The sequence below is a fragment of the Pontibacter litorisediminis genome, assembly GCF_029360645.1.
Classification (GTDB): domain Bacteria; phylum Bacteroidota; class Bacteroidia; order Cytophagales; family Hymenobacteraceae; genus Pontibacter; species Pontibacter litorisediminis.
Map to the genome: position 1 here is coordinate 249,663 of NZ_JARDUA010000002.1, position 13,459 is coordinate 263,121.

Genomic DNA, 13,459 nt, shown 5'->3' on the forward strand with positions numbered 1-13,459 from the left:
GGCACCAGCAGGTGCCCCCGCTTCTTTTTAGGCCACAGCCTGAGGGCGGTAAATTTTACGTTATACTTCTGCCAACGTGCACTTTTAGTGCCGCTGCTCCCTATATTTGCACCCAAAATGGCGCAGCACTGGCAAAGTCGTTGTTTGCATGTCACAAAATCCAGACAAAGTGCAATTACAACATTTACGGGGCTCGTATGAATCAGTAGGCTAACCTTTTACAGCCACTGCGGCGGGGCTTCTAAAAAATCACCTTAAAGAAACCAGAAGCAAGATCCTGGTTTTGCGGGAGTACATAACAGCCCTCCGGCACAGCGCGTGTAGCAGACACCCGGCAGCTTGTTTTTTTACTAAAATGGTGGTTTAAAATGGAGTAAGTGCACAACGGCAAAGAGACTTTGCTTCACTTATGCGAGATTTGAATTTTTATCGTTAAGGTCCTGTTAAGCCTCTGTGTAGCACCGACGACTATAACGGGTTGGTTTGTAGGGCAAAAGGTATCTTACCCGTCCCTGCCCCTAAGTATAGGGGATTTAGGCGGGTTATTTTGAAATAGTTTATGTTGGAGACACTCATCCATACTTTTTTACTTAGCATTTCTCCTTTCGGGGAGGCACGGGCTGGTATTCCCTATGCAATCCTGAACAACGTTCACCTGGTGTGGGCTATTCTGGTGGGCATTGTGGGCAATATCCTGGTATACCCCATGTTCCTGTGGCTCGTGGACAAATTCAGCAAGCGCTTCTGGCCGCTCCGCGCCTACAAGCGGGGCGTGGTGTACTTCTGCAAAAGGGCCAAGAAAATGGTGGGCCGCAACGTAGACAAGTATGGCTTTTGGGGCCTGATGGTATTCGTGATGATACCGCTTCCGGGTACGGGCGCTTATATGGGCGCTATCGCGGCAGAGATCTTTAAGATAGAGCGCAAGCGGGCCTTTGCGGCTATTACGATCGGCGTGGTGGTGTCCTCCATACTTGTAGGTGCCAGCACCTACCTGGGCCTTCTTGGCATCGAGAAACTCTAAGAAGTATAGCAAGTCTTTTCAAAAGCCCCCACAGCTCTGGAGTTGTGGGGGCTTTTGGCTTATCACCCTCAGACGAACACCTCCCACGCCTCCGTCTGGTTGCTCTCACCCTTCGAGTCAGCCCAATCGGGAGGCAGTTACGACCTATCACCTATCAGCTTTGGCGATACCTGCAGTGGGAGTAACCGGGTTAAAGTATATGAGGTCCAAGGATGCTAGCCGGCTTACCACTCCTACTTCTGCCTGTTAAGAATAACCCAAACAGCCGGGCCACTGATCGCTTTCCGTTGGTGCGCGCCGGCAAAGACGGGAGCTTTAGACTAGCTAGTGTGGCCGCCTCATAACACGTGCAGATGCTATGCAGCACAAAATGCAGCCGGTGCCGCTCCACCCTTTTACCATTCCGCCTTTTCTGCGTTAAATGGGATAAATCAAAACCTTCCGCTTATGGAGAACAACGATGCACTACGCGAGCACCTGGTAAAGCTGCTTCAGGGTGGCCAGGCCTACCAACCTCTGGAGGTACTGCTGCAGGGAATAACAGCCGAAGTGGCAGGCAAAACAGTAGACGGCCTACCGTATACTATTTGGCAGTTGCTGGAGCACATGCGGTTCACGCTGCAGGACATCCTGGACTTTATCCGTGACCCGGATTACAAAGAGCCCAACTGGCCCGACGATTACTGGCCTTCGGAAAAAGCGCCTGCCAACCAGGCCGCCGTGGATAAGAGCGTGGCCGCCATTCAGGCACACCGGGATGAAATGATACAGCTGGTTCAGACGTCAACCAGCGACTTATACCGGCCTATTCCGCAGGGCAACGGGCAAACCCTGCTGCGCGAGGCACTGCTGGTGGCCGAGCATAACGCCTATCATACAGGTGAGGTGGTGGTGCTCAGGAGGTTGCTGGGAGACTGGCAGTAACACTGCTGCGACAGCAATGCACGCTTTGTGGCCAGCAATATAGGCCCGACTTAACCGGGGAAAAGCCGCCTCAAGTATAAAATAAGGAACAAAAAACCCCGCCTTTAAGTATATAGGCCCTGAGGCTGAAAAAGGTAAATTGAAACATTAACAATCTATTACCTCGTAAGCCAAGTATACTATACTAATAGTTCATGCGCATTTCAATAGGAATAAAGCGCTTCATCAATTTTAAACTAAAAAGTTACGATAATGAAAAAGTTATTTTTAGCAGGTGCCGTTGTATTTACATCTTTTGGATTTTATGCTTGTGGTGGCAATGATGGCACTACAGCAGGAGAAGGAGACGGTACAGTGATCGACACCGACACAACAGTTTCGGAGCTGGAAGTAGAGCGTACTGTTCGTGATGTGGATACAACCGTTACAACTGAAACGGAAACGGTAGATCCGCAGGAAGACCAGCAGTAATTCCAGAACCAGAATAAATAATGTAAAGAAGTGCCAGGGAAACAGTCCGTTTCCCTGGCACTTTTCTTTTTGCACAGGGTGAGGGATAAGCTATCCAAAGCTGCCTCTCCCGCAAGTTGTTCTACGCCCAAAAGATGAGCGGCCCCTTTTGCTTTTAAGAGTTGCTACTCCTGAGGGGCATCAGTACCTGGGCCTCCTCCCCCCACGTTGGCACTACCGAGATGGGGATTTCGAGGCTAGTGAGCGTAACGCTGAGGAGTTGAGGGCAACTGATACCGGACATACAGCGATCCTACTGGTCACCAAAGCCCTGAAATCCCGCCTTAGACAAAAAAGACCTCGCGGCGTCTCCAAGCCCCGCGAGCGTCTAGGGCTTGCTACGTAGCTACGCTATTCCACCCAGACACTCGCAGGACCTCCGGACGCTGCGAGGTCTAAGTAACTCTCTAACTCCTAAATTCTCTAACTCTCAAACTCCTAATCTCTCTCCCACTTCACCTCCGGGAACACCACCTCCAGCTGCCGTTTGATGACGCGGTAGTTGCCTTTCCAGAAACTCGCCAGGTCCGACACCGTGGTGATCGACTTCAGGTCCGGGGTAAGCAAGGCCAGCTCCACCGTCATCTCGCCTTCGTCTACCTTGGGGCTTTCCTCCCAGCCAAGTATATCCTGCAGGCGTATCTCCAGTGTTGGCTGTGCGCCGTCGGGTTTATACTCCAGTTCTATAGGTGAGCTATCCGGCAGATTTATACTTGCCGGAGCCAGTACCTCCAGCCTTGCCCGCTGCTCTTCGTTCAGGTACTTCTTTTCCAGTATTGGCAACAGTTCCAGCTCCATCAGCTCGTCGGGGTGCTCGATGTCGTACAGGTAGGGCTTTAGCCAATCGCAGTTGGTCATGAGCAGGGTACTGGTGCTCACGTCGGGCCAGAACTCGGAGGGGCGCCATTTGCGGAGGCTCATCACACGGTTTTGCCATTGGGTAAGCTCGTGGTTGAAGTCCAGCAGGTGCTCGCCTTCCACTTTGATGGCTTCGGACATGGCGGGTACGCGGTGCTTCTCGTCGGGTGGTGGTAGCGGCTTGCTTTGCAAAACTATACTTCCGATGCAGGTGTCCAGCGAGGCGGTGAGTTCGCCGTCGTTCACGTCCCACGTATACGTTTCCTGCTGCTTTACGAGCGGTGCCAGGTCGCGGGGGTTGAGCGGTGAGGCCAGGAAAATGCGGCCGGGGTTATCGCCGGTGCCGGCGTGCAGGTGCGCGATAGCCAGCCAGGGCTCGTGAGCCAAATCATCTCTATGACCGGCAGCCGCATATTGGCCACTGGCCAACTGGAACTGCGCGTTGTTGCCGGGGCGGGCGTAGGCGATGCGCTCGGGGTAGCAATGCGCCAGCAGCACACCGGTTTCGTACTCATCGAAAGTGCCGTTATCAGGCTCCACCTCGAACAGCTGGCGGTACGAACGGGCGATCTTCTCGATTCTGGTAAAGCGCTTGCCCTGCCCCTGCTCTTTTCTATACCTGCGCAGGGCTTCCACTCTCAAGTTAATGTCGATGCCGGCGTTGCGGTCCAGCGGGTCGCGCTCTTCCAGGACGGCGGCAATATCACTTGCCAGCGGCACCTGTTCTGTTTCTTCGGCTTTGAGCAGCATGTGCGCGATACGCGGGTGGCAAGGCAGCGTGTGCATGCGCTTGCCGTGCTCCGTGATGCGGCCATGCTCCAGCGCCTGCAGCTGGTGCAGCATGTCGGTGGCCGATTGCAGGGCGGCACGTGGCGGCGGGTTCAGCCAGGTCAGGCCCCGGATATCCGTAATGCCCCATTGCGCCATGTCCAGCACCAGGTTTGCCAGGTCTGCTTCCATGATCTCGGGGGTGCGGTGCGGGGCCATGCGCTCCTGCGTGGTTTTGCTCCACATGCGGTAAGCGGTGCCGGGGCCCAAGCGTCCGGCGCGACCGGCGCGCTGGTCGGCGGCGTCTTTGGAGATGCGCACTGTTTCGAGGCGCGACAAACCTGACTTCGGATCGAAGCGAGAGGTTTTGCCAAAGCCTGTATCCACCACCACCGAAATGCCTTCTATGGTTAAGCTGGTCTCGGCTATACTTGTAGCGAGTACCACTTTGCGCCTGCCCTGGCGGTCGGGCATGATGGCGGCGTACTGCTTGCCGAAGGGCAGCATGCCGAACAGCGGGTGTATCTGCACGCCGCGCATTTGCTTGCGCAGTATGATCTCTACTTTCCGGATGTCGTTTTCGCCGGGCAGGAACACGAGGATATCGCCTTCCTGCTCCTTTGCTGCCTGCTGCACCACTTTGGCCGTCATTTCGGGCAGCATGCGGTCGTCGGCGTCGCCGGTGTAAATGGTGTTGATGGGGTATTGCCGCCCCATACTTTGGGCCACCGGGGCCTGCAGCAGTTTGGTGAGCTGGGGCATATCCAGGGTGGCCGACATCACCATAATGCGCAGGTCCGGGCGAAGCGCCTGTTGCGCCTCCCGGCTCAGAGCCATGGCCACGTCGGCATGGATGCTGCGCTCATGAAACTCATCGAAGATCACGATGCCGATGCCCGTCAGCGAGCGGTCGCTGTGGATCATGCGGGTGAGGATGCCTTCTGTTACGACCTCGATGCGGGTAGCAGCGGAGGTGCGGTTCTCAAAACGGATGCGGTAGCCGACAGTCTGACCTACCTCCTCGCCCAGCAGCTGCGCCAGGCGCTCGGCAATGGTTTTGGCCGCCAGGCGCCGGGGCTCCAGCATTATAATTTTCTGATCTTTCAGCCATACTTCATCGAGTATAGCCAGCGGCAGCAAGGTGCTTTTACCGGCTCCGGGAGGTGCGTTTACAATCAGCGTATTCTGCGCCGCCAGGTGCTCCCTAACAGCAGGTATAATTCCCCGAACGGGTAAGTCTATGGTAAATGGGTTGAAGGGCAAGGGGGTAAAAGTTTAATAATATCTAATTGATAAATTATTAATTTTCAAGCAAATGTATACTTTTCCCTACTTCATCAAGCTTATAAATGAAATAATCTTGTTCTTCAACTAAATCTTTGAGTAAAATAGTAAGATCAATTTTATCATCATCTGATAATTGTTTATCAACAGATGTAAAAATAATAATTTGTTTATCACGAATTTCTGCTGAAGATTCAAATAGAGCCTTGAGACTTTCGCTATCAATTCTATGCTGGCCTGGTTCATCAAATATCACTAGGCCTGGATGGTTATCCCCTTCTTGTAATAAGGCTATAGAATATGCCCATAAGTTTCTTACAAAATCGGAGGCAGAAGAGTTGACCCTAATTGACTGAGGTTGATTATCGTCTTGATGAAATTTATAGACAGGAAAATATCTAAAAGGATCTTTTAATTGAATTGAAATATTCCAAAGAGGGTTACTATCATACTTAAACTTTCTGAGATACTTATTCTTATAAGTCTTTTCAAAACGATCTAATTTTGCTTTATCTTCTTCATAATTTCTTTCAAGTTTTTCCTCGTCTTGAAGTAGGTTGAAGAATCTATCCGCTAATTCTCCTAATGAGCTAACATATTGTATAAATTTAGAATTCAAATATGTGTAATCACTTATCTGTTTTTCAAGACGAACCCTACTTAAGGCGTCAAATTCTGAGAACTCTCTGTCATCAGCAATAAGCTCATTCGAAATTACTTTAATTTCGTCTTCTAAATCTCTTTGTTGTATTATATAATACTTCCTAAGTATTTCTTTCTCTTTTACAACCTTACTTAGTGATTCTAAAGAACTTTGTATGAGTTTTCTCTGTCCTTCAAGGTATGCTACATTCTCATCTAAACTAAGTTTTTCGATATGAATATTATTTGTAGACATCAAATCTACTGATACATCTTGGGTACAAGTAGGACATCGATTATAAACCTCCTCCTTAACAAGAGATTGATTAAATATTTTTTGAATTCCTTTATGTTTCGAGAGCTCTTTAAGGATATCCTTTTCGTGTCTTTCAAGAGTTTGTAATTGATTCTTTTGCAAATCAAATTTTATGTCAAACTCTCTCAGTTTATTCAGAAGGGCTTTATATTCTTTCTTTTTTTCTTCAATCTTTTCTTTCAGATGCATTTTATTATCGCCCACCTTAAGTATTGGTAATACTCTTAAGGAGTTCAATAGTGTGTTCTTTTGTTCAATCAAAATTCCCAATGGTACAGGCAAGCTATCTTTACCTTCTTGTATCAAAACATTACTTATAGATAAAGATTTTTTATCTTCTGTGATTGCAACTGGTATATCCTTTAATATACCATCGCTCTCTGCAGCCAAAAGTTCAATCTTACTATATATTGATTTCCAAGCAGATTCTAAATCTTTCTTTTCTTTTGTTATTTTATCTTTTTCGGTCGATACTTCTAATTCATTGAGAGCTAGGATAAATTCTACTACCTTTTCTTTAACTTTTGGTATCCCAAAATAAGGTGTTGTTGCAAAAAAGTCAGACCAACCTTTAGTTTGCTCAATAAACAAGGAAGGAAAAATTGTTTGGAGATAAAGTGGACTATAGCCGTTTTTTTTAGACAAATTAGTAACGGTGGGAAGATTTAGACCAATAAACTCAGCAAGCCAGTTGTAAAAACCGTATTCATTCTCATTATTGTTTCGTGCCCTTAGGTATAATGTTTTTGTTTTAGTTAAAGAGGATATACTAGAAAGAGGGCTATCGAAAATTGTAGCAAATTTTGATTTGTCCTCATCCGCTTGATCCTTAGGACCTTGATTAATAAATCTTTGAATTGTGACGGTGTTACCAATTGAATTTGATACTTCTAATAAAACCTTTGATGTTAAGATAGTATAAGTATTGACTTTTTTAGTTGGTGCGTTTGGATTAAAAATATTGAATGAGGACTTTAGTGATTTATCTAAAGCTTTATCATTTTGCCCCCCAAGTAGTTCTTCCATTCCTAACCCAAAGTAAATACACGAACTGATAGTAGTTTTCCCTTTTGAGTTATGCCCCGCAACAATATTAAGACCATTTTCAAATGGTATATCGAAACCAAATACTGAGTCTACATTTGGTTGTTCAATAGTTTTTATTTCTAATCTAAGTCTGTTTAGTCTAAACATCTTTATAATTTAAGGCCCAGTTTGTGCTCGCTTTGGTTATAATAGATTTGGGTATGATACCCAGAGATTTTAATTTGTTGATGTCATCTTCGAAAACACCAATTTCTTCAACCTGTCTTAAAAAGTCTTCTCCTGCCCTAGTAAGCTTGATTTCTAAATTTTTTGAAACAATTTCTCTAGTACAATAATTGTTTACTACCCCAAGAATAATTGTCTTATCTAATCCTGGCTCAAAGGTCCAAGGAGCAAGAGTGTCCCTAGATTTATTAGCAATACTACTAACTACTTTGTAGTTCTCTTCTGATCTTAACCCCCACATAAATACGTGTAGACTAAGTAGTGGTGCCTTGTATGGTTTACTGGTACCGTATCTTAAGATCGCTAGAAGAACTACAAGTTTATATATTGGTTGGTAAATCAACGGTACAGGTATTGGTTTACCTTGCAACTTTACCTCTATCATTTTATTCTTCTTCTTGAAAATCAAATGAGCAATTCATTAACCATTCAGTAACTTTATGTCGCGCTAGTTCTGTATTTAAGTAATTACTGTCATCTTTGAAAATATCCTTGATGAATAGAGCGAAATCTGATTCTAATTTTCCTAGCAAGTCTTTAGCTAAATCTCTATCTGTTACGTTACGTGTATAAGCCTGTTTGACACGTTTTTCAAATGTTACTGCTGTCCTTTCATACTTAGCTAATAGGTCACCATTGTCTTTTCTAATATTATCAAGAATAGCATTTTGACAAAGGAATTCTAATATTCTATCACTTGTAAATTCAACAGCTTTTTTTTCAGAGTAGAGTACTCTATGTTTTCTTATTAAATTCTCGAAATCCTCAACATTATTCTCGGACCATCTCTCAACATCTTCTTCAGACTTAGCTTGATCCACTTCTTTTACATATTGCTCTAAAAGATTTAGATCACTTAAATTTTTATAATCGTCAGTTAAGCTATCCAACAAATTTGTTATTGAACAACAATCTAGATCATCATTCAAAGCTTTATCACCTACTACACTTTTTAGAATCCCAATCAGGTAAAGTTCTTTGCCTCTAAGAATAAACACTCCACTACCTGACAAACCTTTTGCTAGTAAAACACCTTCTTCCCCACCCTGATCAAAGGTTTTATCTTCTAGGGTTATTTTGAACTGGTCTTTGCTTTTAGAGATTGTCAATACTTTAGCCTTCCAAGGCCTATATTCATTAGGATTTTTGTTTTGGTACCCACAAAAATGTACTTGTTCTTCTTCAACGAAGTTCTTTCCTCTATAAATTTCAAGAAAACTGCAATCTTCAATACATGGGTCCTCAATTTTTAATAAAACCCAATCATTATTATCACAGAACTTGACAATTTCAAGTACCTTGACTCTACTAAATTCACTTGTATAACCGTTTTGTATCTCTACACAAATATTATCTACAGTTATATCACAGTACTCATTATCTTCTCCGAAAACACAATGATGAGCAGTAATCAAAAAGAAACATCCACTATCTAAAACTATTACTCCACTGCCTTGATTTGCATATTCATCATCAGAAATTTTGATAGACGTTCTAGCACAACATTGCTGAATTCTCCTTGGCATATCTATAAAGGTACTTCGGTGATAGAATCAATGAATTTCCAGTTCCCCACGCTTAAGTCATGGTCATTAATTAACAGTCCACTCTTACTTTGGATATCTTTTAAAGGATAGTTGAAGTAAATTAATCTTTCAATTTCTTCATCTCTTTCAGGGTGAAATAATATTCTAGCAATCACCTCCCTATCAGGATGTTTATGATTTGCATTTCCTCCATTAGTTGATATCCCATATTTTTCACACTCAATTATATCTAATAAATCACAACTTGTATTATTAATACTTCCATGGTGGGATACTTTCACAAAATCAACTGATAACTTATTTTCTTTTGTGTAGCCCTTATCTTTTAATGATTTCAGTATCACTTCAGGTCTTGCATCTCCTAATAATAGGAAAGACATATCAGGAGTTTTAAGAATAAATGCTATGGATGAAGCATTAAACAAATCTTTCTCTATGCTTTTAGAAGGCTTAAAACCTTCTTTTGCAAGGTCTTTTAAATCACCTCTAGGTATCTGAGAAGATGTTCCAGTAGATGCTTTAATTTTAACACTTGTAGTGTCAAGTCTTTTTGATAGTGTATGCCACTCTGTATATAGAGAATTAAGAATTGCAGTAGTAGGTGACAGAACTTCTATTTCTATTCCACTAGGTAAGGAGGGAGAAAATTCATTTGTAACAAAAGAAAATATCGTAGATTGATTTACCTTATTATCGATAATGAGCTGTTCAATAGATTTACCTTGGTTATAGCTTATTTTTTCCCCACTAGAAATTTTAAATAAGTTCGCTCCATTAATCCAATAATTATTGATCTTGATTTTTTCGAATAAAGAATTTTTGAAAAACCTAATTAAACCTGCGATATGATCTGAATCAATATGAGTTAAAATGAGCAAATCAATTTTCGAAATAAGTTTTAACTCATTTCTTAAACTATAGTCAAAAGTTGAAGCAGTCCCTCCATCAATAAGGATTGTAAAGTCATTGCCAGAGCTATCAAAGGTTTTAATCAGAATGCAGTCACCATGATATGCTTTAAGCAGTTTAAGCTGTGTTTTCAATAGGTATGATTAGATTACTAGTTTTTTGCGTTCAATTGATCGAGCGAATATAATATTTTGATTTTTGAATATACAGTTTTTACTTTTATAAATCTTCTCCCTTTGACGCTAACTTACAGCTCGTGCCTTTTCTTTTCCACGCAGCTATACCTTCAGCACGAGTAACAGAACGTGCTACAAACTCGCACTAGCATAGAATAACCCGGCATTGAATATCACTAGCGTAATAATACCAAAACCTGTACGCATCAGTTCTAAGTATAAGCAGGAACATGAGCAGGAAGTATAAATTTCATAACCAGGAAGGGCTATACTTTGTCAGTTTTGCGGTGGTGTACTGGATAGACGTGTTTACACGGGAGGAGTACTTTGCCCTGCTTACCGATAGCCTGGATTAAGCCGGAAGAACAAAGGTATGGAGCTCTATACCTGGTGCATCATGCCTAGCCACGTGCACCTTCTCTTCCGGGCCAACGGCAACAACCCGGGCGTGCTGCTGAAGGAGCTGAAAACGTATACTTCCAAGCAAATAACATCCCCCTACCCCCTTCTTCATCGAGGGCCTCTACCCCCAAGGGGAACTAAGTATTGCCGAGCACAACCAGGAGAGCCGGAAAGAGTGGAAGCTCTGGCTGATGGAGCGGGCCGGCCCGAAGAACAGCAACGTAAAGCACCGGCTTTCTGGCAGCAGCACAACAAGCCTATCGAACTATGGAGCGCTGCTGTGAAAGACCAGAAGATTGACTACATCCACAACAACCCTGTGGAAGCAGGCTTTGTGTCGGAGCCGCACCATTGGAAGTATAGCAGCGCGATAGACTTTAGTGGCGGCAAGGGTATGCTGGAGATTGATCTGGCGTAATGGAGTCACGGGCTGCAGGCTCGCGCCAGCGTAGGGCCAGCGGGGACTGATGACCTACGGCCAGCAACATTCGATTGCTACCATAAGCTATTAACTAGGAAACTAGTACCGCAAGTGTTAGTCCTTGCCAAGTGTAAACTCATACAACACCCTGACCGAAGCATCCCAGTCGGGATGGTTTAAACTGCGACGTACACCTGCAATAAATTCCCAGCCACTCAAATGGTTGATGTCAATACCAGTACCCACATACCAGTCTGCTTTTTCCTGGTAGGTGCCTGCTACTTCCAGCAGCGGGTGCCAGCACCCGGCTCCATATACGGCTGCCGCATTGTAGAACCAGTTGGCTTCGCCTGCCTGTAGTTCCGTGCCACCACTCAGGTGCAGTTGTGTTTGGCCAAACTGCCGGGCATAGATCAATGCAGGTGAATAAGACAAGGCATCTTCTTCGGCTCCTGCTATTTCTGTATCAGGTTTGTTAAGCGGAAACTCTACATCCAGGGCAAACGTGGCCGCCTGTTGGGGAGAATTAAAAATTCGGATCATGATGCCCGATTCCAGGCGACGCAAGGTGTAATCTCTGTCAGAGCCTCGCAAAAGGTTATTTTCTAACTCCGTCGAAAGCTGTATCCAATCCCTTAGGCCATATTCCAGGTCCAGGCTCAGCGAATTACCCACCTGTATGTCAGCCTCCGTCCTGTAATAACTTAAGGTTGCCTGCACTTCACGGCGCTCCTGCAGATACACTGCCTCTGAAAACAAAAACTCCTGGATAAGCTGATGGAAGCCCTGCTCCTCTTCTTCCTGTTCCTGCGCCAATACGGTAGAAGTACTACCAACAAATAGCAACAGGAGAAAGAACAGGTTGTAGCTCTTCATAGTACAGCAGCAACAGTTTATACTTGTACCAAAACTTTGCCCCTGAAGTTGCTTTCCCTCCCAATGCCAGACTGCCGTTTTTGCCAGCTGGCGCGAGCTTATAGTTCGTGCCTTTTCCTCTCCGCGCAGTTATACTTTCTGGCGCAGCCTATACTTCCTTTCCTAGGGTGCAGTCCCGTTATGCGTTAACTTCAGCACCAGGCCTTCGTACCTATTATATTCCAGTTTAAACCAAATTAAACACCTGCATATGGAGGAGAATAAAACGTCGGTTGGCGCTGCTGAACGCAGCCTTGTGGAAAGGCTGGCCGAAAGATTGGGCACAGCAGCCAATAGCGCTACTATTTATGGTGAGCCGGTGGAACGGGATGGCGTTACGGTTATTCCTGTTGCAAAAGCTGCGTATGGGTTTGGGGGCGGTGCAGGTAGTGGCACAGAGAAAAAAGGAGAAGGTTATGGCGGCGGCGGTGGCATGCATTTAACGCCGGTAGGCTATATCGAAATCAAAGACGGAACTACCCGGTTTCGCACTATACGCGACCCTCAAACAGTGGTAAAAATAGTAGCCATCGGTAGCCTGGCCTTGTTGCTGACCACCAAGAGCATTGTCAGTATCTTTAAAAACAAGAAGCTGGTTAAGCTACTGAAGAAGTAGGGGTTCGGTGGCTGTCGCTATGTCGCCATAGACACTCGCGGGGCATTCAGACGCTGCGCAGTCTTTTGTGCCCCCGCTGCTGATCTCACCCGTTAGCACCTTTTGGAATATAAACTACTGTAATCCGTTGCTATTCCCCCTAAAGCCGTACACTATAGTATGACCGAGAATAAATTTCCCATTGGATCCGATGTGTTCGCAAAAGTGAATCCGGATCTGGTATTAACCATTCGCCAATACCTGAAACGCATCTATTACTGTACTGTAAAAGATCATCCTTCGCAGAAGGACCTGGTATACTTCGAGCGGGAGTTAGTAGCTGTACCGATACGTTAAACCATGAAGCCCCTGTTCAAGCAGGGGCTTTTTTATGCCTTCTAAATCATCGCTTTAGGTCAATCTTCAAAGCCTTCCCGCAGTTCTTTTGACTGGGCATAGCACACGGGGCTGCTGTTTTCCTTCCGCTCTGCCTTTTCCTTTACCAGCTCCTCGTAGTTGGCTGGGGTAGAGAGTATCCTGCACTTCGGGTAAAGCACTACTCCCCGCCGCACGATCTTGCTGTTCGCTTCTATCTCATGCGCATTCACCCCTTCCGCCCCATACACGTGGATTGTGAAGAAATGATAGTTCGTTTTCTTGGCGTACCCTTCTGCCGTTATCCTGCCCGTTATCGTCCGCTCCCCGATAAAGTCTGATGTCTCCCCTGCCACATAGGGCGTGTACACCGACTCTGTCCACTCTACTTTACATCCTACTGTCAGATTCATAATTCTGTGATATGCTTTAGTAGCTTTACGTTAACCGTGCCGCAAAATATAAATTCTCTGGCTCAATCTTAGGTATAACCGGCACCGCCCGCTGGCGCAGCCTAGCTC

General features: G+C 45.3%; 14 protein-coding genes. 7 read left to right on the forward strand and 7 right to left on the reverse strand.

Annotated elements, in window-relative coordinates; genetic code table 11:
• The first annotated feature begins 559 nt into the window (after positions 1-559).
• From PXG97_RS07315 to PXG97_RS07325, 3 genes are all read left to right on the forward strand, one after another.
• Positions 560-1,024 (forward strand): COG2426 family protein, encoded by a 465-nt coding sequence (locus tag PXG97_RS07315; RefSeq protein WP_276497095.1) that lies wholly within the window; start codon positions 560-562, stop codon positions 1,022-1,024.
• Positions 1,025-1,471: 447 nt separating this feature from the next.
• Positions 1,472-1,948 carry a DinB family protein gene (locus tag PXG97_RS07320; protein ID WP_276497096.1) on the forward strand — a complete coding sequence of 159 codons (477 nt, stop codon included), beginning with the start codon at positions 1,472-1,474 and terminating at the stop codon, positions 1,946-1,948.
• Between the two features lie 252 nt (positions 1,949-2,200).
• The gene (locus PXG97_RS07325; RefSeq protein WP_276497097.1) at positions 2,201-2,419 is read left to right on the forward strand and encodes a hypothetical protein; all 219 of its coding nucleotides are present in this window, start codon (positions 2,201-2,203) and stop codon (positions 2,417-2,419) included.
• Between the two features lie 477 nt (positions 2,420-2,896).
• Here the strand turns inward: PXG97_RS07325 and hrpB are convergent, their stop codons facing one another.
• Genes hrpB through PXG97_RS07350 form a run of 5 tightly spaced genes read right to left on the reverse strand, consistent with a single transcriptional unit; the run spans position 2,897 to position 10,188 of the window.
• Positions 2,897-5,347 (reverse strand): ATP-dependent helicase HrpB, encoded by a 2,451-nt coding sequence (gene hrpB, locus PXG97_RS07330; protein WP_276497098.1) that lies wholly within the window; start codon positions 5,345-5,347, stop codon positions 2,897-2,899.
• Positions 5,348-5,384: 37 nt separating this feature from the next.
• Positions 5,385-7,520 carry a P-loop NTPase family protein gene (locus PXG97_RS07335; protein ID WP_276497099.1) on the reverse strand — a complete coding sequence of 712 codons (2,136 nt, stop codon included), beginning with the start codon at positions 7,518-7,520 and terminating at the stop codon, positions 5,385-5,387.
• Positions 7,513-7,983 (reverse strand): hypothetical protein, encoded by a 471-nt coding sequence (locus tag PXG97_RS07340; protein ID WP_276497100.1) that lies wholly within the window; start codon positions 7,981-7,983, stop codon positions 7,513-7,515. The genes PXG97_RS07335 and PXG97_RS07340 overlap by 8 nt, the downstream gene beginning before the upstream one ends.
• Position 7,984: 1 nt before the next feature.
• Positions 7,985-9,124, reverse strand: a complete 1,140-nt coding sequence (locus PXG97_RS07345; protein ID WP_276497101.1) for a trypsin-like serine protease — start codon at positions 9,122-9,124, stop codon at positions 7,985-7,987.
• 2 nt (positions 9,125-9,126) lie between these two features.
• Positions 9,127-10,188, reverse strand: a complete 1,062-nt coding sequence (locus tag PXG97_RS07350) for a ComEC/Rec2 family competence protein (RefSeq protein WP_276497102.1) — start codon at positions 10,186-10,188, stop codon at positions 9,127-9,129.
• Positions 10,189-10,460: 272 nt separating this feature from the next.
• Between PXG97_RS07350 and PXG97_RS07355 the strand changes: the two genes are divergently transcribed.
• Positions 10,461-10,586 carry a hypothetical protein gene (locus tag PXG97_RS07355; RefSeq protein ID WP_276497103.1) on the forward strand — a complete coding sequence of 42 codons (126 nt, stop codon included), beginning with the start codon at positions 10,461-10,463 and terminating at the stop codon, positions 10,584-10,586.
• A gap of 17 nt (positions 10,587-10,603) precedes the next feature.
• The gene (locus tag PXG97_RS07360) at positions 10,604-11,050 is read left to right on the forward strand and encodes a transposase (RefSeq protein ID WP_276497104.1); all 447 of its coding nucleotides are present in this window, start codon (positions 10,604-10,606) and stop codon (positions 11,048-11,050) included.
• A 117-nt stretch (positions 11,051-11,167) separates the two neighbouring features.
• Here PXG97_RS07360 and PXG97_RS07365 read toward each other — a convergent pair whose 3' ends face one another.
• The gene (locus tag PXG97_RS07365) at positions 11,168-11,929 is read right to left on the reverse strand and encodes a hypothetical protein (RefSeq protein ID WP_276497105.1); all 762 of its coding nucleotides are present in this window, start codon (positions 11,927-11,929) and stop codon (positions 11,168-11,170) included.
• Positions 11,930-12,179: 250 nt separating this feature from the next.
• Between PXG97_RS07365 and PXG97_RS07370 the strand changes: the two genes are divergently transcribed.
• Together PXG97_RS07370 and PXG97_RS07375 are read left to right on the forward strand one after the other, a co-directional pair.
• The gene (locus PXG97_RS07370; protein ID WP_276497106.1) at positions 12,180-12,584 is read left to right on the forward strand and encodes a spore germination protein GerW family protein; all 405 of its coding nucleotides are present in this window, start codon (positions 12,180-12,182) and stop codon (positions 12,582-12,584) included.
• A 159-nt stretch (positions 12,585-12,743) separates the two neighbouring features.
• The gene (locus tag PXG97_RS07375; RefSeq protein WP_276497107.1) at positions 12,744-12,920 is read left to right on the forward strand and encodes a hypothetical protein; all 177 of its coding nucleotides are present in this window, start codon (positions 12,744-12,746) and stop codon (positions 12,918-12,920) included.
• Between the two features lie 59 nt (positions 12,921-12,979).
• On the opposite strand, the gene PXG97_RS07380 is transcribed toward PXG97_RS07375, so the two are convergent.
• Positions 12,980-13,351, reverse strand: coding sequence for a hypothetical protein (locus tag PXG97_RS07380; protein WP_276497108.1), 372 nt, complete (start codon positions 13,349-13,351; stop codon positions 12,980-12,982).
• Positions 13,352-13,459: the final 108 nt, after the last annotated feature.

Coding starts and splice junctions, on each gene's coding strand:
- PXG97_RS07315 (WP_276497095.1), top strand. CDS start 560: ATGTTGGAGACACTCATCCATACTTTTTTACTTAGCATTTCTCCTTTC.
- PXG97_RS07320 (WP_276497096.1), top strand. CDS start 1,472: ATGGAGAACAACGATGCACTACGCGAGCACCTGGTAAAGCTGCTTCAG.
- PXG97_RS07325 (WP_276497097.1), top strand. CDS start 2,201: ATGAAAAAGTTATTTTTAGCAGGTGCCGTTGTATTTACATCTTTTGGA.
- PXG97_RS07335 (WP_276497099.1), bottom strand. CDS start 7,520: ATGTTTAGACTAAACAGACTTAGATTAGAAATAAAAACTATTGAACAA.
- PXG97_RS07340 (WP_276497100.1), bottom strand. CDS start 7,983: ATGATAGAGGTAAAGTTGCAAGGTAAACCAATACCTGTACCGTTGATT.
- PXG97_RS07345 (WP_276497101.1), bottom strand. CDS start 9,124: ATGCCAAGGAGAATTCAGCAATGTTGTGCTAGAACGTCTATCAAAATT.
- PXG97_RS07355 (WP_276497103.1), top strand. CDS start 10,461: ATGAGCAGGAAGTATAAATTTCATAACCAGGAAGGGCTATACTTTGTC.
- PXG97_RS07360 (WP_276497104.1), top strand. CDS start 10,604: ATGGAGCTCTATACCTGGTGCATCATGCCTAGCCACGTGCACCTTCTC.
- PXG97_RS07365 (WP_276497105.1), bottom strand. CDS start 11,929: ATGAAGAGCTACAACCTGTTCTTTCTCCTGTTGCTATTTGTTGGTAGT.
- PXG97_RS07370 (WP_276497106.1), top strand. CDS start 12,180: ATGGAGGAGAATAAAACGTCGGTTGGCGCTGCTGAACGCAGCCTTGTG.
- PXG97_RS07375 (WP_276497107.1), top strand. CDS start 12,744: ATGACCGAGAATAAATTTCCCATTGGATCCGATGTGTTCGCAAAAGTG.
- PXG97_RS07380 (WP_276497108.1), bottom strand. CDS start 13,351: ATGAATCTGACAGTAGGATGTAAAGTAGAGTGGACAGAGTCGGTGTAC.